This is a genomic window from Candidatus Eisenbacteria bacterium (assembly GCA_018831195.1).
Classification (GTDB): domain Bacteria; phylum Eisenbacteria; class RBG-16-71-46; order CAIMUX01; family JAHJDP01; genus JAHJDP01.
In genome coordinates this window covers 69,395-90,300 of the sequence record JAHJDP010000042.1, presented here as the reverse complement: position 1 = coordinate 90,300, position 20,906 = coordinate 69,395, and the positions used below count along the sequence as shown (strand labels likewise).

Below are 20,906 nucleotides of genomic sequence, written 5' to 3'. Positions count from 1 at the left end.
GACAGTGCTCTGCAACACCCCAGGTTGGATGGTTATTCGCAAAGCACGAGAAGGAGAACATTCCCCTGCTGGTCGATCGCGGCGAGTCGTTTCCCATTATGCAAAGACTTGAGAGATGAGACAGGACTCTGAGTCCAATAAGTTCCAATCTCTCGCCAATCCTCCCACCCTCGAAATTGGATTTGATCAGAATCGCAAGCAATTGCTATGGCAAGTGGTTCTGCTGCAAGGATCGAACACGCATTTATCGCGGAAACTCCCGGCGCCGTTATTATTGAGCTGCTCTGCTCCGATAGTCGAATCGCTGCAAGCTGTCCGCGACCATCACCCGCCACGAGGATATCTTCAGCTTCATAATAATCGGAAAGATGGCGGACTTCAGAGAGCCGTGTTGACCACAACTTCCCTCGTACTCCTGACTGTACTCCAAATGTTACAGCTTTCCCGTCCTTGCAAATGACAGAAACCGCGGATTCATCCCTTGTGAACCAAATACCGACTGGTTCGACCAGGGGTATTTTTGTCTGCATAATCCACTCGGTCCCGGAATGCACTCGTTCATCGCCACGGTAAGAAATCACATGCGTTGTCGTACGGGAGGTGTCCACAGTGTCACTAAGCGCCAACTGGCCTTCAGATGTCACCATCGCGAGAAACCGCCCACTTTTTGAAAAGGAGGATTTTGCATCCGTCAGCTCGGTTGAGCAGGGCAGACGGCCAAGGCATGTACGCTGTCTCCGGGTTTCAGTCGACCACAAGGAGCACGTTCCATCTCCCTGAACAATCACAAAGTCCCCATTGCGTGGAGACACGCACAAGTGAATAATCCCCGGTCTGGCACCTCCAACATACTCTGGAACCGGATCCTCAATCGCGAATTCGCATTGCCGCTCTGAAAGTTCACATACAAAGAGCGCCTCGCGCAGGGTCCTATGTTTAAAAGATCGGGCCGCAACAAGATACCTTTTATTTCCGGAAATAGCGATCCCGGCGCCCGACAAACGGTATCTGTCTACTGCGAAAGTTCGCGTTGTAACCCCAGGATTGGTCTCCAATATGGTGACGGTACCGTCAGCCCAGCGAGTGATGAGTGTGCCGGCATCGTGGCCAATCTCCCAGTTTGCCGGTTTCGACGGCCTGACAGACCCCCGAAGAGATGAGCGACGATTAGAGAACTCATCAGGGAGATTCCACACAAAGGCTCGTCCCTCACTAGTGCCGCGCAGGACAACACCATTGCCTTTGTCTACATAGAATCTCGGTGTGAATATCTCTCCGGTATCAAACAATCCCCCATCATCGAATGTAGCCACTATTGTATCTTCATTCACATCCAAGAGAACAACCGGCTCTGAATCCTGGGCATAGGCGAGCACTCCAGCAGCAATATATTCGCACTGAGAATCACCGGTCCAAGGCGGAGAATTGGGTGACAATGGCATGTCTATTTCCCCTCCTACGGCAAACGCAAATGCATCTTTGGAGTTGCCGACAAACGCATGACCCGGGCTGCAACCCTGGCCTCGCAAGTTAATGAATTCCCAGATTCTCTTAACGTCGAATCGCATTATTGTTTTATTATAATCACAGCAAACGAGCTCAAGTCCAAGAGGGTCGATGGCCAAACTATCCAAAAGCATGTCCGCCGACTTGCATGTTAACAATTCGGAGCCATTGACGGCATCCCAGACGCGTATCGTGCGATCGGTCGAGGTGCTGAAAAGTTGACGGCTGTTCGGATGCCAAGCAAATCCCGTCACCCGGCGACGATGCCTTGCCAGGATTGACAGAATTTCCCTCTCCTCCCACCGAGAAATGATAATTTCGCGGTCTCTGGCTGAGGTGGCCAATAAACGAGAATCGGGACTGAATTCTATTTTCAATATCTCCCGGCGATGTGAATATAGTTGCGTTATGGGTCGAGACAACTCGGCGCCCGTAGAAAGCACATGGCCTTGGTCTGTACCAACCACAATTGAGTGAGTGATCGGCTCGAAGGCTGCACAGACAGGACTCCCGTGGGCCGTAGGAATCTGCCCAATTTCTATCCCGCCCTTTTCCCCCTGCTGAACGATTCGCCCATCCTTCAACACCGAAGTGATCTCATGTTGGGACGTCCCCGGAAAGCACGCGACTACCGGACTGCTCTCAGTTCTATAAATTTTTGAGGGTCCGGGCTTCGACAATCTCCACAATTCAATATTTCCATTCTCGCGTCCGATAGCCACCGTCTCACTGCCAACCGGGCAGCCGCATTGTGCATCCCCCAAAAAGAACTGTCGAAGAGTCACATCGCACAGACCTGTCATTGCGTTATAAATGTGTGGTTGTCGGCGAATCCAAAGTAGGCGCTCGTGGGAAATCCACATCACTTCTGACAAAAAATTGATTCCACTCTTTCGGCTGATTACTGTTGATGGTTTCAACTCGCCTTCTATTAATGATTCAGATAACTTAAAGCAAAAAATGTTATTCGGCGTATCTGCAGCAAGCCACTTGCCATCTGGCGACACCTGCAACATGCGAATATTCTCTTCAGAATTGTATTTTGCACACTCGTTCCCTCGATGCAGCAAAACAATAGACTGACCATGCGCAATGAGATAAATGGGAGATTCTTGATATTCACGGGAGGGTGCAAATGAAATGGCGGCAGTCTGGCCAGGCAGTCCGTCGCACTGCACATCACGAAGATCAAAACCCGTATCGACCACAGTTCCAAGTCGGCCGGATTTGTATGCAATTAATACAGACCCACCGGGATTGGCTGAAATGTTCACCGCAATGTCATCCGTCAACTCTCCTGACAATTGACCGGTTTCTACATTCAATGGGCAAACCAGAATTAGTCCGTTTTCGTTGAGAACAACAATGGCCTTTCCGCCACAAACCAGGAGCTTTCTGATGGGACCGCCTGTATCGACGACTGCCCTGCAATCGCCATCGGCGGTGCTCCAGAGACGCAACCTCCCAGCCGCGTCGCCTGAAGCAAGGAGTTGCCCCTCAGGCAGGCCGGCACAACTCGTAACTCGGGCTTCATGCCCCACCAGAGTCATCTGTGCTCCCGACCTTTGAAATTCGTTCCTAATCCAGCGATTTTGCCTGGTCCTCTGCTGCCGTTCGGCTCTGCATATTATATTGTCGATGACTGAATCCTGCTGCTGGAACCATTGAAGACGATCATTGAATTGCTGAAACACATACTCAGGACGATTAGAGAGAACGTGCAACTCTGACTGAAACAAGTCATGAAAAAAAGCCAAATGGTGAAGGCAGGCAGAAGCCGCCGATGATGAAAGCCGGGCAAACTTGTAGTCTTCCAAAAGGTCGTGTCCCATCCCAGAGGCACATTTCATCTCAATAAACTGTAGATTGCAAAGCACTCTCTCAACGCCGGCCCAATCCTCCGCCTTGGTTAACTGATAAGGGAGTTCTTGAAGGGCATGATGTGCCGAAGGAGAGGACCACCGTTTTTCGAAGTAGTCTGCTATAACCTTGTGAACTTTGCGACGCTCGGCTTTATCACCGAGAGCACGTTCCTCAGCCGCGCTCTTAAGTTGGCCATGGTAAAAGTCAAGCAGTTCGCCGCGGCGCATTAGGTATGGACGCAGAAGGTGCAGAAGAGTCGCGACGTTCCCCTGCGGATCACCCGCATCCAGCAGGTCAGCAAGCTCGGATGGGCTTAATCCGTGGAGGCTGGCGCCAAGTATTGCGGCGAAGCGGGATACCAGTTCGTGCCCCACCTGCCGTCCCGCAGCATCGCGAAAACCAACATCGTTTTCCAGCCGTTCAAAAATCCACGCGAAGAGCTCCTGCGTCGTCGGCGGTAGCTGTGCGATGCGGCCGGTGATTTCCTTGTGAGTGCCAAGCGTGCGAAGTTCCTCTAGCGCGGCCCGCAGGAAGAGTGGTGTGCCGGCGTCGGCCTTATTCAACAACGCATTGCGTTGATCCGGTTCCAACTCCTTTCGGTAGCGCTTGAGGAATTGTTCAATGATCGCCTCGCCATCGGCTGTCGTGAGCGGATTCAACTCGATCTCCCGTGGCTTTATGCGACGGCGAAGATCATCCAGCGCTGGACCACTAAACGCTGAGAGGATGATGCGGGCGTTGGACGGTAGATCCTCAGGCAACCAGGACAGCTGGGCGAAATTCAGCGCCTGATCGAACTGGTTGACGGCATCAAGCAAGATCACGACACGCTTGTTAGCGCACGCCTGCCGCAAAAATTCCTGAAGGGCGATCCGGAGTTTTTGGGGATCGTCGGGGATGTCGGCAGTAATCTCGGGGCTGCCCATCTTCAGTTCGTGGCAGAACCGGCGCATCGTACGGCGCACATCACTGGAGCCGGGACTCGAACCAACGAAGTGCTGGATGAAAATGGCTGATTGTTGATGGCTTAGGGTTGGGTGCCGGCCCAGATTCGCGAGCAGGGCTGACTTGCCGCTACCGGGTGCGCCGGTGAGGCAGACATAGTTGTTGCCGCCGATCGAGCTGGCGTGGGCGAGCAACTCCTTGAATTCCAACTCGCGGCTACCAAGAACAAATTGCTCACTATGCTCCTCCACGAACGCTTCCATTGCTGCATTTTCCTCGGCGAACTCGTCGAGCTGAATCGCAGTGTCTGGTCTAAATCGATCTTGCAGGGCCGGGTCGGACTTCATGCCAGCCAGCAGGTCATCGTAAACTCGGTGGCCGAAATCCGCGAGGCCAACCAACCGCCGGCTAATGTTGTCCCAATGTGGGTGGTAGACAAATGGATCCAGACCCGCATCAACAATCTTTTGCTTGAGTTCAATGAGTTTCTTCTGGTTGATGCTGTCTTGTGGTTCACGGAACTCACCGGAGGACCTTTCCACCATTGCAGAAGTGGCGGCTTCATCGCGGAAGTAGAAGTAGGCGAAGCCACGGTCCTTCAATGTACGATCAAGAACGCCGAAATGTACCTCATCGGCAGTGATGGATCGATCCTTCTCCGGTGGTGTCCACCCGTAACGGCCGCCAAGTATACAAAGAAATCTCGGATGGCATTCGTCGATGATTTCGCGGCATACCTCCAGGGCATCTTGACCACTTATGACCCCCCAGCGCAGGTCCACATCCACAAGGTGAATGCGGTGCGGTAGTAAGTTCTCGCGCAAACGCGGAAAAACAAAGCGGACGAGATGGTCACGCTCCGCTTGCATGTCAAGGAATGTGCTGCTTATAAAAATACGGACGGTTTTCCATGCGGTGTTCATCCTTGACCTGCTCTCCCCATTTGGCATGAAGCCAGTCCATACAGCCGCAGGTGGATGATAGCAGTGATTTAAATGTAATTAAAGGACTGGAGTGAGGCTGTATCGTTTTGGGCTGCAATGAATTGGAGCCGGGCGGAGCTGGACAGGACAGGGCCCCATCGTTCACACGAACCGACACCCGTGCAAGTCGGCGCTGGGGATCAAGAATCAGCCGGTGGTGGAGGATCGAGGCGGGGCGGGCAGCGCGGAATTGTGATGAAGGTGATCGTTTATCGCTTACGGCGTAATCTTCTCAATGAACCCTCCGTGTGACTTCAAGCTCGCGAATAGGACGCGTAGAATGAAAGAGATTCATGCGCGGGGTTGCCGTGGCCGACCCCTATAACTGCAAGCCCAGCGAGGGGGGATGTCCTGGGAGTTGTTGGGACAATATTCGCAGGGGGAGAGATTGAAGAGATGAACCGGGAGTCCTCACAGAATGGCGTTGAATGGGCCGACGTGGAGACGTCATCGGAAGAGTATGCCCGGCGCTTTTCCGGAGAGGTGGGGAAATATTTTCTGGACCTTCAGACCCAAATCACCCTCGAGTTATTGACCCCCTGGCCCGGCGCCAGGATCCTGGATATCGGCGGTGGACATGGACAATTGGCCCTGCCTCTGGTGCAGGCCGGTTATCAAGTCGCTGTGGCCGGCAGCCGTCCGGCCTGTCAGATGCGTCTCAGCCGTCTGCTGCCTGACGGCTCCTATGATTTCAAGGTTGGAGATCTCCTCTCCCTCCCCATGGAAAATAAAAGTTTCGATGTGGTTCTTTCATTCCGCTTATTGCCCCACCTGGAATCCTGGCCGGGCCTCATTGCCGAATGCTGCCGCCTGGCCGCCGAGGCGGTGATTGTGGATTACCCCGATATCCGGAGTATCAATCTTTTTTCCAGGATGTTGTTCCGGGCTAAGAAGGCCGTTGAAAAAAATACCAGGCCCTTTACCTGTTTCAGCCGCGCGGAGCTCCTCACGGAATTTTCAACCCATCATTTCGGCCATCCCCTTTTCCGGCCGGAATTTTTTATACCCATGGCCCTGCATCGAGCCTTGAATAGCGGACCCGGGTCGCGGCGGATGGAATCGGTCTGCCGGCAACTTGGATTGACCGGGCTCCTGGGGTCCCCCGTCATTCTCAGGGTCACTCCGGAATCATCATGATGAAGATTTTATTGTTGGCCCCTTGCCCCTTCTTCCAAGGACGGGGAACGCCCATCGCCATCAAACTGGTCGCCGAAGTCCTGGCCGGCGAAGGGCACCACCTCCACATCCTGACCTATCCGGAAGGGGAGGCGGTACCGATTCCGAATGGATCTATCTCAAGGATCCCGGCATTGCCGGGTATTCGAGACGTCAAACCCGGTCCCTCATGGAAGAAATTGGTTTATGATCCGATATTATTGTTTAAGGCCATCGATTTGATCAGGAAAAAACACTTTGATGTCATTCATGCCGTGGAAGAGTCGGTCTTTATAGCCCTGATTTTGAAAAAGATTTTTCGAATTCCCTTTGTCTATGACCTGGACTCCTCCATGTCCCAGCAAATTGTAGAAAAATACCCCTTATTAAAACCTCTGAAACCGTGCATGCACTATTGTGAAAGAACCGCGATTAAGGAGAGCGCCGGGGCCCTGGCGGTCTGCAAGGCCTTGGAAGAGGAAGTCTTAGCCTGCGACCCATCGCACCTGGTCTGCCGCTTGGAGGATATTTCCCTCCTTCCAGATCAGGAGTGGCAGGAGGATCCTCCCGCCCCAAGACTGTTTCAGGAACCGGTAATGATGTACGTCGGTAATCTCGAAAAATACCAGGGAATCGATTTGTTGATTGAAGGTTTTCAAAAAGCCCTGCCCAAAATGGGAAAGGCCAAGCTCGTCATCATCGGTGGCCATGCATCCGAAATGGCTGCATACCAAAAACGGGTGAAGGATATGGGGATGGGAGAAGAGGTGGCCTTCCTCGGGCCGAAGCCCCTATCGGAATTGGCGTCTTGGTTCAATCAGGCCCGGATTCTGGTCTCTCCCCGCCTTCAAGGCAACAATACCCCCATGAAAATATATTCCTATCTGGATTCCGGGAAACCGGTCTTGGCCACCCGTCTTCCGACCCACACCCAGGTCCTGGATGATGAAATCGCCTATTTGGTTTCCCCGACACCGGAATCCATGGCCCAAGGAATGGCCGCCTTGATGGAAGATGGCGCCTTGCGGGCAAGGCTTTCCCAAGCAGCTAAAAAGAGGGTTCAGGACGAGTATTGTCTTGAAGCCTACCGCAAAAAACTCTCGGCGTTTTATGATCGTTTGGAAGCCAAGATTCGCGGTTAATGATAAAGCGGGTAGGGACAAATGATGCATCGCACGCGATACGGAAGTGTGGTGGAGAAGGGAGAACAGCCATGCGGATCCTAGTGACCGGAGGAACAGGCTTCACAGGTAAAGCCCTGGTCAAACGGCTTCTGGAAGAGGGACACCAGGTGGTCGCCTTGGATTATAAAGAGGGGCTTAGAACCGATGAACTCAAGAAATGGGGCGCGGAAGTTATGATCGGCAGCGTGACCGATCCGGCGGCTGTCGAGAAAAGCATCCAGGGTGTGGATGTGGTCCACCATCTGGCGGCGGCCTTTCGCGAATTAAACGTCCCCAACAGCTATTATCATGAAGTGAATGTAGGGGGCACTTCAATTGTTCTAGAGGCCGCCTTTAGACAGGGGGTCAAAAAATTTATTTATTGCAGCACTTGCGGTGTCCACGGAAACATCGATAATCCTCCGGGCGGGGAAGATGCCCCCATCCACCCTGCGGATTACTATCAGGCCACAAAATTCGAGGCCGAGCCCTTGGTCAATGACTATTTTAAAAAGGGCCTGAAGACCGTCATCCTCAGGCCGGCGGCGATTTACGGACCGGGGGATCCGGAACGGTTTTACATGATCTTTAAAAGGGTGGCCGGGGGACGATTCCCCATGTTTGGCGATGGCAGGACCTATTACCATCCTCTCTATATTGATAATTTAATTGATGCCTTTATGCTGGCTATGAAAGAAGGAAGGGGAGATGGACAGGCCTACCTCATCGCCGATGAAAAGTACCTCGAAATAAAGGACCTTGTCCGGAAAGCCGGGGATTCAATGGGGATTGAAGTAAAAGTTAAATATTATCCCATTATTCCTCTCATCATTGCCGGCCATATCTTTGAGATACTCTACAAGCCCTTCCGCATAAGCCCGCCCATCTTCCCCCGCCGTGTGGATTGGTACCGTCAGAACCGGGCCTTCAACATTGATAAGGCCAAACGGGAGCTGGGTTATCATCCCAAGGTCGGAATCGAGGAAGGATTAAGGCTGACAGCCGAGTGGTACAAAAGAGAGGGATATTTGTAGGATGACAATAGAACTCTAAACGACTCTGCCTTCCGTACACAAAGGCGACCCGTTTCCGGGCCGCCTTTGCATGCGTTCAAGGATCTCAAAGAGTCGTTTGGATTCTCAGTGCTTCTTCTTGTAATCGGCCAGCACTGAGAGCACGACCTCGATATCGTATTCTGTATGGTTACCATTCACCTGAAAACGGATCGTCTGGTCTCCTTGCGGAACGACGGGGAAATTGAGGCCTGTCCCGAGAACGCCGTTTTCCTTGAGGAACATCACGATGTCGGTCGTCTTCTGCGTGTCACGGACCATCAGCGGAACGATCGGGTGCGCGCTCTCGATGATCTCGTAGTCCATGCTCTTGAGACCGTCCTCGAATTTCTTCGTAAGCTTACTCAGGTGCTTCAGCCGCTCGCGACCCGCGTTGCTGTCGAGGATCTTGAGGACCTCGAGCGTCGCGGCCGCTTCGCCGACGGTGATCGGATTCGAGTAGATGTAGGTGATCGCCTTCTCGCGGAGGTAGCGGGTCACCGTCTCGCTCGATACGACGTAGCCGCCGTTGACCCCAAAGGCCTTACCGAGTGTTCCTATTAGAACGTCCACCTTACCAGCCTTCGTGTACTCTTCCGTGCCGCGGCCTGTCTCGCCGTAAGCGCCGACACCGTGCGAATCGTCAACCATCACGACGACGCCCTCGGGGAATTCTTTGTCATACTTTTTCGCGAAGGCGTTGATCGTGTCGAGCGGCGCGTAGTCGCCCCGCATGCTGAAGATACCGTCGGTTACGATGAGGATCCGCTTCGCGCCTGAGCCTATCGATTCTTTGATGGACTGCTCGAGCTGCTCCATGTTGTTGTGCTTATAGAGCTTCTTTTCGAAGGGCCTGGAGAGACGGATCGCATTGATGATGCAGTTGTGATTCAGCTCATCGCTGATGATTGTCGTTTCCTTCGAGGTCATCGCGGCGAAGACGCCTATCATGGTGGCGTAGGCGGCGCTGTAGATCATCGCGTCCTCGCGCCCGTGGAACTCCGCCAGCTTCTTCTCGAGATCGCGGTGGGCCTTGAAGGTGCCGTTGATAAAGCGCACGGCGCCCGGACCGACTCCGAATTCCCGGGAAGCATGCTCTTCGGCGGTGATCACTTTATCCTCCAGCGACATGCCGAGATAGGAATTCGAGTTCATGCGCAGGAATTCCTTTGTGCCTTGTCCCTTGAGCAGGTACCGGGGACCTTTCTTGCCTGTTGGCTTTATGACGCCCGTGAATATCGCCTCTTTACCTTTCGCCGTCCCCTTGCTAAAGAGTTCATCAAGCTCCCCGCCCAGGGCTTTCTCAACGCGTTGCAGTCCCATAATCCCTCCTTAACTCTTTTTTTTAAGCTTCACCGAAAGCTTCTCTATCATGTCCGCCGCCATCTCGGGAAGCTCGTACTCGGGCTTCCAACCCCACTCCTCGCGCGCGGCGGAGTCGTTCATGTTGTTGGGCCATGTCTCCGCGATCGCCTGGCGTACGGGATCCACTTTGTAGTCCCACTTAAATTCCGGTATGTGCTTTTTGATCTCTTTTGCAATGATCTCCGGATCGAAGCTCATAGCCGTCACGTTGAAGGCGTTGCGGTGCTTCAGCCTGCCGGCGTCCGCCTCCATGAGGTCGATCGCCGCCTTGATCGCGTCCGGCATGTACATCATGTCAAGGAAGGTGCCCGCCTTGATATAGCAGGTATACTTCTTATTCTTGATCGCCTCGTAAAAGATCTCGACGGCGTAATCAGTTGTTCCGCCGCCCGGGAGTGTGACATTCGATATGATACCGGGGTAGCGCACACCCCTGGTATCGACACCGAATCGCTTGTAGTAATAATCGCAAAGCAGCTCACCGGCGACCTTTGTGACGCCGTACATCGTATTGGGTCGCTGGATCGTATCCTGCGGCGTGTTGTCCAGCGGCGTCGTCGGCCCGAAGGCGCCGATCGAACTCGGCGTGAAGACCGCGCATTTGTGTTCGCGCGCGACCTCGAGAACGTTGTAGAGCCCGTTGATGTTGACGCTCCACGCGAGGTTGGGCTTCGCCTCGGCGACCGCCGATAGGATTGCGGCAAGGTGGATGATCGTATCAACTTTGTACTTCCGTACGACCTCATCAACCTGCTTGAATTCGGCGCAGTTCACCGTCTCAAAGGGTCCCGATTCCTTCAAATCGCCCTCGGGCTGCGTTCTGTTGACCCCCGCGATGACGTTGTCGGTCCCGTAAATCTCGCGCAACGTCATGGTCAGCTCGGATCCGATCTGCCCGACGGAGCCCGTCACTAGTATTCGTTTCATCCAGCATGCCCTCCCCAAACCGTGGAAGAAATTGAATTATAATAACTTAGAGAAATAAATCAAACGGATTATGACAACCGAGGAACTCATCCACTGCGGCTCGTCACCACCCCTTATCCACCTAATTCTTTACCAAGAAAAGATCACTTTGGGTACTAAAATGTTTTTAAGGTGTCCCATCGAGGATCCGGGACGCTGGAACTGTGAGCGGCCGCGACGAGGAATTCCGCCGCGGCCGTTTAACGTTAACAGCGATGAAAGACGCGCCCGGCGTGGCGGCCGGGCGCTCGTCGCGCTATTTCAGCAGAATCATCTTCCGGGTTTGGCTTCCCCATACCGTCTCAAGCGCATAGAAATAGACGCCGCCGACGACGGAGTCCCCGGCATCATCCCGGCCGTTCCAGGTCGCAAGGTGCTCACCGGCGTTGAGAAGTTCCCCATTGTACATGGCCCGAACGCGGCGGCCCGCCAGATCATAGATGACCAGGTTGACCGGAGAATCCGCCTCAATTTGAAAGCGGATCGTCGTCCTCGGGTTGAAGGGATTGGGGAAGTTCTGTCCCAGTGCCAGACGCGTGCTGGGGATCTCCACCACACCACTGGTAATGCCTAACGAGCCATCCATGTTCACTGTCTGCCCGTAGACATCGATGGAGCCCGCGCGACTGTCCTCCCAGATCAGGTAGGATTTGCCGGCGGGACCGAGAGCCACGGGCAGGCGCCCCTTGCCGCTCGGCGTTGACGCCACATCGATGACGCTTCCGGCCCAGACCATGTTGCCGTCCATGTCCGAGCGGAATCCCCGAATGATGTCGCTGCCGTACCCCCCGGGGACCTCGATCCAGTAGACCGCGGCGCCGTCAGGCATCGACAGGGCCCGGTGGAAGTTCTTCTCGAGTCCGTCCATGGGCAGGAAAACGTGACCGCTGTTGCCCCAAAGACGGGTGCCGTCCGGCGCGAAGCGCTGTCCGTAGACGCCCCACATCGACTGCGTCGTGGGTTCCTCGCTCCAAAAGACGAGAAAATCGCCGCCGCACTGGGCGAGGGTCGGATCGATATGATACATGCCGGCCATGGTCGAAACCGTCAGGCCGTTGTGGGGGAAGACCTCGCTTCCCGCCGCGTCCAGGTGCTGAAGGTGCGAATTGTAATAGCCGTTGAAATAGCTGTGCCACAACAGCGCGGCGCCGCCGGCCCCGTCGCTTTGAATGATCGGGACATAGCCGAGCGGCAGGGCCGTCTCGTTGTAGACATCCACCGGCGCACCCCAGAGCGAGGCCCCCGAAGCGTCGAACTTCTCGGCGCGGTAGTAGCGATTGCTGTAGTAGGTGCTCATGTCTTGGATCCATCCAACGATGACCGAGCCGGCGTCGCCGGGACAGATCACGCAGAAACCCGGCGTCTTGCCCGTCTCTCCCGCCACGGGGATGCCCCCGGCGGTGAGGCGCAGCGTTCCGTCCGGAGCCAGCCGCTGCATGTAGATTTGCCCGTCGCCCGCATCGGGATCACGCTGCCAGACGATCACAAAATCGCCGTCGCTGGCCTCGGTCACCTTGGGTGAGGCCTCGAAGTCGGCGTTGTCGGAGATAGCGATGCCATCAGCGCCCCAGAGCATCGTTCCGTCGGGAGCGACCTTGTAGGCGTAGATGTCCCAGTCGCCGCCGGCGCGGATGTCGTTGAAGACGATCACCGCATTCCCCGAGGAATCGGCGATCAGATCCCAGTCGGTGATCCAGGTGTTCTGCGGATGGGCGCTGACCAGGATGCCGTTATGCGACCAAACTTCATTGCCGGACGCGTCGAGTTTCTGCAATCGGACGTTGTAGCCGGCGGGGGCGTCGTACCAGCTTACATAGCAGCCGCCGTCGCTCGTAACGGCGACCTTCGGAACGACCTGATCGCCCGCTCCGTCGGCGATCGCGAGGTTGACGGCCGGATCAGAGGACCAGCCCGCGAGGGCGGGAAGGGCTCCTAGGATAAGGATGGCGACGGTAAACAGAATAGTTTGTTTGCGGATCATTTCCGACCTCGCTTTCAATTGCTTTGTTCAATTAATAAAAAATAGACGGCCCTCAGGGAATTGTCCTTTGCTAAGCCGGCTATATAATAGCAGATCTTACCGTTCAAGTGAAGCGATAAGGAGATAGTCTTCAGTCGTCGGCCGCCTGGCCACTGGATCACCCCAACGACCTCAGCCAAGTGTCATTCAAGCGGATCCCATCCAATCCCTTCTAGTAATAGCATCTGAGTCGAAAATACCGGTGATGGAGTCCGCCGGCCATCGGCTCTGATTTCACACTCCCCTTTTCGGGAGCCTCCACCGGCCTCAGAACAGGACAATCCTTCTCCAATCCGGGATGCGTTCGAGAGACGTGGTAATAGTAAAATTACTGCTTAAGCACTCGCCGTAGATGCCTTTCGTTCGTGTCCACCCCTCATTTTACAGGTCTCTACCAATCGAGCTCGAAGAGGGCTCGCCTGGGGTCCGGGTGTAACGCGTGCGTTATTATTTCAATTGTTGATCAAAACAATTTTGCGCGTTGCCCTTTGCCGACCGGCTTCCATTCGAAGATAGTAGACACCAGAGTTGAGTTCGCGGTCATTATTCGAGCGCGGATCCCAGGAAAATTCGTGGGATCCCGCAGAGAGCCAATGTTGGATGAGCGTATCCACGATTCGGCCATTCACATCATAAACATTTATTCGTACTGGACCTGAATCCCTTAGATTAACTGAGTACTTCACACAGCCCATTGTGGGATTGGGAGTGGACTTGCTCAACCTGATCCATGACTGCATTCCCTCGGCATCCCCTTCCGGAACATCAGCCGGGTCATCGCAGCCCTGTCCCAACTTGCCGATGAGTCCGCATGGTGCGCCATCAGGATGATTTCCCGGCAAACATGGAGAAGCAGCGCCTAACGTATAGTCAGCTAGATGCGGCCCACAGAAGAGAGGATCAACAGATATATTGCCGTCTACGCCGGTGGGGTTGATGATACCGAACCAATTACCCCCAAGATTATTCCAGACATCGTTGCATGAAAGAAGGTCTATATCGGCTCCGGCTGTGACAGTGACGCCTGATCCGTTGCCAACGATAATATTGCAACTGATCTCTGTAATTCTTTCAGAAGAGCTGCTCCATCGGACTCCATCACCACTACAATCCACCACGGTGTTCCCGCGCAACTCAACAAACCATCCATCGAGAATAATCCCATCGATGCAGGACCACACGAGATTGTTTGTGACTATGGATTCATCACTACAGGTGATTCCTGTATCACAATGCGAAACATCATTATTATTCACAACGGGGAAATAGGTCGCATCGGTCGTATTAATACCGACTATACATTCCTTAACCACGTTGTCGCTCACAAACAGATCCGCCCAACCCACCGCCTCGATACCGCCACCATCGACTACATTCCCGGCAATTACGCCCCCGAGGGAGTCGATATGAATGTATATTCCCACACTTCCGACGACAACGTTACCCTCTATACTCACTACCTCACCGGCGACAACGATCCCTCCATTATGAAATGTACAAGAGCTTACGTCAAATCCCAATTCACTACCGCCATGCAGACTCGCGTTTTCAAATGTGCAACTGTCTACAGTAGCCGCTTCATAATAATTATACTGGTCAATAGTTACATCACCGAGGAAATGACAGGATTCGACGTGTATAGAATTTTCATCCCCGCCGGCATAAGGTCCAGCTGCCGATATCAAGACGGAGTTCTGGACCTGGCTGGCCCTGAGACGGAATTCCTGCTTTAACTGCTCCGCTGCCAGTGATGCCGCGATGTTGAATCCAGTCAATGATCCGCCGCAATAAGGATCCTCCGCCGGATTTCCCCAGATGATGCGGGTCACTGTAGTGGACTGCATTCCATCCACACCCACGATATCGAGTTGTTTTCCATAGATGCTGACAGCTTCATCGTAGGTTCCGCCAGAGACCTCAATTACATCCCCCGTCGCCGAAGCTGCAACCACCGCGGCTTGAATCGTCGAATATTCATCCGGAACGTGAAGTGTTGTCGCTGCTGCGGGACGTAAATGGATGATAATCACAAAAGCAAATAACAGGATAATGTTTTGGGAATTCATGGCGGCTCCCTTTTCCCTTCTCTGACTCTCGTCCAATCTCAGATCAGTAGCTCGGTTCCGGCTTGGCCTATGCCTAAACCGGCTTTATGATAGCAAAATGTGCAGTACAGGTGAAAGAAGAAACGACATCAGGCCATCTTGGCCAAGCCAGGGCAGACGAATTCCCGTGTACTTGGTGATTGCCTGCAGCCTGCCCCAAACCTAAGCAGCCTGTCGAAAATACCGGTGATGGATTCCGCCGACCATCGGCTCTGATTTCACTCTCCCGTTTTCGGGAGCCTCCACCAGCCTCAGAACAGGACAATCCTTCTCCAATCCCGGAAGGTCACCGTTGGAACGGAGAATATGGTGCGTAGAAGGAAAGAGAGCATTGATTGTAGCTATGTAGGGAATCCATCATCGCCAGCCCTACAATACGAACGAAATTAATAGAAGGCACACGCGGTCAACTTTCCTGTTCGCTTTTGATTCTTTCCTCGTCTGTACCCTTAAAGGCCCCCCGGGGAATTCCCGGGCCATCCAAAGGGCCGGGCGCGGGCATCCAACCGGCGCCGCACCAGGAGATGAAAACCGGGTCGTTCGAACGACCCCGAGCAGGGTTCCAAGGCGCTGCACGTATAGGCCGCCGGCGCAGCGGGGACTGTCGATGAGGGAGGGGGATTATGAGACTGAGTATCATTTTGATGTCATTGTCGTGCTCTTGGCTTCCGTTGTGGGAGCTCAAGTGCCGGCGACTTTCAGCTATCAAGGCGTTTAACCGACAATTCCGGCAATCCGGTGCCGGATGACGATTATCTGATCCGTTTCAAACTTTACGATGTGGCCACGGGCGGATCCTATCTCTGGCAGGAGACCCAGACGGTAACGACCGCGGATGGTCTCTTCGACGTCATTCTGGGAGAGGTCAACTCAATCGGCCTGCCCTTCGACGAAACTTATTGGCTGGAGCTGCAGGTCGGCGGGGATCTGGTCATGGAGCCGCGGGTTCAGTTGACGGCTGTCCCCTATGCCATCCGCGCTCTCAATGCCGACACCGCCGAAGATGAAGATTGGGTCATCGACGGCGACGACATCTACCCTATCGACGGCCAGGTGGCCGTCGGCACAACACCTCCGGCAAAATCGGAGGGTGAAGAAGAGAAAGGGGACCGCTCCGAATCGGAGGCGAAGTTGAATGTGCAGGGGAACGAGACGGCCCTCTATGCACAACTCGAAGCCTCGGACAACACCGCCATGGATCGGGCCGGCGTCTACGGCGTCCGCCATCGCATCACCTCCAATCCCGGGATCGGGTTCGCGCACGGGGAGAACAATAACGCCGTCCTCGGATTAAACACTTACGGCGATACCTACACCTTCGGCGTCGCCGGCTATGCAACGCTTGACAGCCCATGGACCGCGGGTGTGCTTGGTTCTACCGCGGACGGCAGCACCTGGGGCGCACTCGGTTATCGCGGCGGCAATACCCAGCCGTGGGGCGTCTATACACCAGGCGCCGCCTATGTCGGCGCGACACTGGTGACCAACTTTATGCAGATCCCGACCGACGCCCAGGACGGCTATGTGCTCACGTCGGACCTCAACGGCTTCGCCCATTGGGAGCCGGCGCCGACCGGCACCGAGTTCGAATTGCCCTACTCGGGATCGACCTCCTATAACGGTTCGGCCTTCGAAATCTCGAACACATTGGTCGGAGCCACGACCGCCATCAAGGGCCTCAGCACAGGGGCTTACGGCGGAAGCTTCGAAGGCGGCTACACAGGCGTCTACGGGTATGTCGAAGCCAATGCGGCCAACACCCTTAGTTACTTCGCCGTCGACGGTGAGGCGGCCGGATTGTACGGCTATGTCTACGGTGTCCGTGGGCGGGTCACCAGCGGTGACGGCTTGAACTATGGTGTTTACGGCGACGCCGCCGGCATGGGGGGCAATTACGGCGTCTACGGCACGGCCAGCAACGGCGCGACAAATTACGCCGGCTATTTCGACGGAAATGTACATGTCAATGGCACCTTGAGCAAGAGCGCCGGATCGTTCCACAACGTCTTCAACATTCGCTTACTTTTAGCAGATGGGGTGTCGCGGAGTACGGGGAGAGAAGAAAGGTCTTTCCGACCCGGCGACGCCCCCAGAGAATGGCAAGCTGCGGTACAAGGCCTTTGTACTACAAATACCTTGTAGTATGTGAAAAATGGGCGCCGCGAGTTTATCCCTTGTATCTATCTATAATATTAGGGGTTACGTCCCGCGCGAGATAAACGGAGCGCTGTCGTCTCCTCTCCCACCACGCAGCTATTCCAAAATAATCATCCGCTGCGAAACCGTCTCCCCCCCTGTGCGCATACGGCCGAAGTAGACACCCGAGCCCGCGGGCCTTCCGCTATGAGTGCGGCCGTCCCATTCCACCGAACCGGCGCCCTGGGCAGCCTCAATATTGAGCAAGCTCCGGATGAAACGCCCCGCGGCGTCATATATATCGATTTGCACCCGGCCCGGCCGCTCAAGGCGATAGTTTAACAATGTTGAGCCGGTGAAGGGATTGGGAATCGCCGGCATGAGACGCGTGCCGGATTCCAAAACAACGTCGCCGATCCCCGCCGGATTGCAGTAGTTGGGAACACAGGTCGGCCATTCCGGATGGGCTTCGCCGCCTCTAAAGACACAATCCATGGGTAGCAACCGGATACAATTCAGGTTCTCGCAGCAGGCCGCCATATCCGGCGGAGGGGCCGCGCCGGCATAGATATTGTCGACATAGAAGACCCCGGTCGTATCGGGATCATGACCGATTCCGAAATACATACCTCCAATGCCGTAGCCGGTGATATTATGCGGTTCGTCCTCAACAATCAACTCGTCGTCAAAGAAAACGTCATAGGTACCCGCATCCATATCATAGGCCAGCAACAGCGGATAGACCCTGCCCGGCTCATAGGGCCCGAAATTAGCGGCAACCCCGCCGACGTCATAGCATTGAATCATCCCGTCATCGCCAAACGAGATATTCGTGAAAGTCTGTGACGCCCCCCCATTCTCGCGAATATATATAAAATAATTATCGAGGCTTTCAAACCAGAAATGCGCGGCAAGGAATAGGAGACCTGTGTCAATCTCGGCATCATCGAAAAACTCGAACTGGATACTGCGGGCGGCGGATGGGTCCTTGTCCTCGAGTTCCAAGCTCGGCGTCGGCATCGGGCTATAACGTACAATACCCGAATCAAAGAATGGGGTGATACCAACCGGCTCGCCGAACTCGGGGCCGCCGAAACCTATGTATGTGTTGTTGGCTTTGTTGTTGAAGTTCGCTCTCAGATAGATCTCCGGCGGCAGCCAATCACCGACATAGAGGTCGTCCAGATAAAAAATGCCGTCATAATCGGCATCGTTGCTGCAGCCGATCAGGACGGCGCCGACGCCGGATCCCGTGACGCCGTGATCCTCAGCGCCAATAGCCAGGATGCCGTCAAGCCAAATAGAATAAATGCCGGCGTCCATATTGTAGAAAATGACGACGGGGAAATGCCGGCCCGTATCATAGGTCCCTATGATACCATTGTTGCTGTTCGCATCGCTGCACCGGACATTCCCATCCTCGCCGAAAGCGAGATTCGTGAATATGTGCGCCGATGTCCCATTCTCACGGACATTCATATAAAACTGTTCGTAGGCCGGAAACCAAAAATCGGCTGTCATGACAACGATCCCTGAGCCGATTTCGACATCCCCGAGAAATTCGAAGCGAGCCCAGCCCGCATAATAATCATCAATGTCCTGGATCCTGAGACTCGGCGTCGGCATCGGACTCACTTGAACGGTCGCCGTGATACTCGTACTCACCGAGACCGGCTCGCCCACCTCGGGGCCGCCGGTGCCTATCGGGGCACCCAAATATTTATCGTCGAAACCGGTGATGAGGTAATCGACAGCGCGCACAGGTGCCGCCGAAATGACGCAAAGGATAGCAAAAACAATAATGGCAAATGAGACTTTCACACTCATGATGCATCCCTCCCCAGTTGATGACACAATGCTTATTTAGTCGAATCCTCTTGCTCCCCCTCCAATTCGACCTTTTCAAAGAGAATCGCCGGTTCCGCCAGCTCGCGGCCGGTTTCCAGCCGCTGCAATGCCCCCTCCCAGGAGAGCGGTCCGGTATTCCCGAGATAGCCCCAGAGCCGCTCCGACGCCTTCGGCGTAAAAGGCGCGCAGTAGACGGCCAGGGCCTGCAACAACTTCAGACAGACATGCAGCGCCGAGCCGCAGGCGTCTTTATCGGTCTTAACCAAAGCCCATGGGGCTTTTTTGTCAAAGTACTGGTTGCCTGACTGCGCCAAATTCATCAGCGCCCGCAGGGCGCGGCGGAAGTTGCACGTTTCCAGCTCGGCGGATATTTCCCGGCCGGTCGCTTCGATACGGCCGAGCATTTCAAGATCGTCGCCATCCAAATCACCCAGCGGTGGAATAGTACCGAAACGTTTGCGCGTGAAGGTGAGCGAACGGTGGCAGAGATTGCCGAAAATCCCCACCAACTCATTGTTCACGCGCTCAATGAACTCCTTCCACTCCCACGAGGAATCGCGGGTCTCCGGCATATTATTCGTGAGATAGTAGCGAATCGAATCAGACTGGAATTTATCCGCCACATCCGAGACCCAAACACCCAACCCGGATGATTTAGAGAACTTTGCGCCGCCCAGCTGAAGGTACTCATTCGCCGGAACATCATAGGGCAGATTCAGGCCGCCGTGGGCCATCAGCATGCTTGGCCAAATTATCGTGTGGAAAGGGATATTGTCCTTCCCCAAAAAATAGAAGGAGCGGGCCTCGGGATTCTGCCACCACCGTTTCCAAGCGTCCGGATCGCCGGAACGCTGCGCCCATTCTTTCGATGCAGAAAGATACCCAATCACCGCCTCGAACCAGACATAAATCCTCTTTCCCTCAAATCCATCAAGAGGAATGGGAATGCCGTACTCAAGATCGCGGGTGATCGCCCGGTCGTTGAGTCCCTCCTTAAGCCAATTCCGCGTGAAGTTGATGACATTGGGACGCCAATGCGACTTGGGTTCGATCCACTCCAGGAGCTCTTTTTCAAAGGCGCTCAAGCGAAGGAAGAGATGCTCCGTCTCACGGAACTCGGGAGTATCGCCGGATTGCTTGCAGCGCGGATTAATGAGTTCCTGCGGATCGAGCGTCTTGCCGCAATGGTCGCATTGATCCCCCCGGGCCCCACTGTCACCGCAGTGGGGGCATTCCCCTTCCACAAAACGATCCGCGAGGAACCGGGAGCAAGAAACGCAATAGGGATTTTTCTGCGTTTTCGGTATCACATATCCCTTGTTGTACAAATTGAGAAAAAGTTCTTGTACAACTTGACGGTGATTTTCGGTCGCCGTGCTGGTAAAAAGATCAAATTTAATATCCAGATCCAGCAAAGCTTTCGTATTGATGCCGTGGTTTCTCTCGGCAATGACGGCCGGCGCCACGCCCTCAGCCTCAGCGGCAAGCGCGATCGGCGTCCCATGCATGTCGCTGCCCGACACCATGATCATGTCGCTCCCGACCAGCCTGTGGTAGCGGGCGAAGATATCGGCCGGCAAGTAACATCCGGCCATATGACCGAGGTGCAGGGCCGCATTGGCATAGGGCCAGGCCACACAAACAAGGATGTGGCGGCCTTTTTCGAGATCCGTCATGCCTTCTTTCCTCTTGAGTTTGTCAAAAGCCATTGTCGTAAAAGATTAGCACCTCGGCGATAAACGTTCCAGTGGCGAGAGTGCGCATCCCCGGCCGGTATTCCAAAGGGGACACTCCTCTTC

General features: G+C 54.6%; 11 protein-coding genes. 4 read left to right on the top strand and 7 right to left on the bottom strand.

Annotated features, from left to right (window positions below; all coding sequences use genetic code 11):
* Positions 1-32: 32 nt before the first annotated feature.
* The gene (locus KJ970_08525; protein ID MBU2690960.1) at positions 33-5,237 is read right to left on the bottom strand and encodes a DUF4062 domain-containing protein; all 5,205 of its coding nucleotides are present in this window, start codon (positions 5,235-5,237) and stop codon (positions 33-35) included.
* A gap of 456 nt (positions 5,238-5,693) precedes the next feature.
* Between KJ970_08525 and KJ970_08520 the strand changes: the two genes are divergently transcribed.
* The 3 genes from KJ970_08520 to KJ970_08510 all read left to right on the top strand — a co-directional run bounded on the left by KJ970_08520 (position 5,694) and on the right by KJ970_08510 (position 8,649).
* Positions 5,694-6,434 (top strand): class I SAM-dependent methyltransferase, encoded by a 741-nt coding sequence (locus KJ970_08520; protein MBU2690959.1) that lies wholly within the window; start codon positions 5,694-5,696, stop codon positions 6,432-6,434.
* Positions 6,431-7,594, top strand: coding sequence for a glycosyltransferase family 4 protein (locus KJ970_08515; GenBank protein ID MBU2690958.1), 1,164 nt, complete (start codon positions 6,431-6,433; stop codon positions 7,592-7,594). The genes KJ970_08520 and KJ970_08515 overlap by 4 nt, the downstream gene beginning before the upstream one ends.
* 71 nt (positions 7,595-7,665) lie before the next feature.
* Positions 7,666-8,649 carry an NAD-dependent epimerase/dehydratase family protein gene (locus tag KJ970_08510; protein ID MBU2690957.1) on the top strand — a complete coding sequence of 328 codons (984 nt, stop codon included), beginning with the start codon at positions 7,666-7,668 and terminating at the stop codon, positions 8,647-8,649.
* Between the two features lie 105 nt (positions 8,650-8,754).
* On the opposite strand, the gene KJ970_08505 is transcribed toward KJ970_08510, so the two are convergent.
* The 4 genes from KJ970_08505 to KJ970_08490 all read right to left on the bottom strand — a co-directional run bounded on the left by KJ970_08505 (position 8,755) and on the right by KJ970_08490 (position 15,048).
* Entirely contained in the window at positions 8,755-9,990 is a 1,236-nt protein-coding gene (locus tag KJ970_08505) for a pyridoxal phosphate-dependent aminotransferase family protein (protein ID MBU2690956.1), read from the bottom strand.
* Positions 9,991-9,999: 9 nt separating this feature from the next.
* The gene (locus KJ970_08500) at positions 10,000-10,959 is read right to left on the bottom strand and encodes an L-threonine 3-dehydrogenase (GenBank protein MBU2690955.1); all 960 of its coding nucleotides are present in this window, start codon (positions 10,957-10,959) and stop codon (positions 10,000-10,002) included.
* Between the two features lie 295 nt (positions 10,960-11,254).
* Positions 11,255-12,979 (bottom strand): T9SS type A sorting domain-containing protein, encoded by a 1,725-nt coding sequence (locus tag KJ970_08495; GenBank protein MBU2690954.1) that lies wholly within the window; start codon positions 12,977-12,979, stop codon positions 11,255-11,257.
* A gap of 491 nt (positions 12,980-13,470) precedes the next feature.
* Entirely contained in the window at positions 13,471-15,048 is a 1,578-nt protein-coding gene (locus tag KJ970_08490) for a T9SS type A sorting domain-containing protein (protein ID MBU2690953.1), read from the bottom strand.
* Between the two features lie 813 nt (positions 15,049-15,861).
* Between KJ970_08490 and KJ970_08485 the strand changes: the two genes are divergently transcribed.
* On the top strand, positions 15,862-17,265 hold the full coding sequence (locus KJ970_08485) for a hypothetical protein (GenBank protein MBU2690952.1): 1,404 nt from the start codon (positions 15,862-15,864) through the stop codon (positions 17,263-17,265).
* 111 nt (positions 17,266-17,376) lie between these two features.
* On the opposite strand, the gene KJ970_08480 is transcribed toward KJ970_08485, so the two are convergent.
* A complete protein-coding gene (locus KJ970_08480) occupies positions 17,377-19,086 on the bottom strand; it encodes a T9SS type A sorting domain-containing protein (protein ID MBU2690951.1) in 1,710 nt (569 codons plus the stop codon).
* A gap of 32 nt (positions 19,087-19,118) precedes the next feature.
* Entirely contained in the window at positions 19,119-20,783 is a 1,665-nt protein-coding gene (gene metG, locus KJ970_08475) for a methionine--tRNA ligase (GenBank protein ID MBU2690950.1), read from the bottom strand.
* Positions 20,784-20,906: the final 123 nt, after the last annotated feature.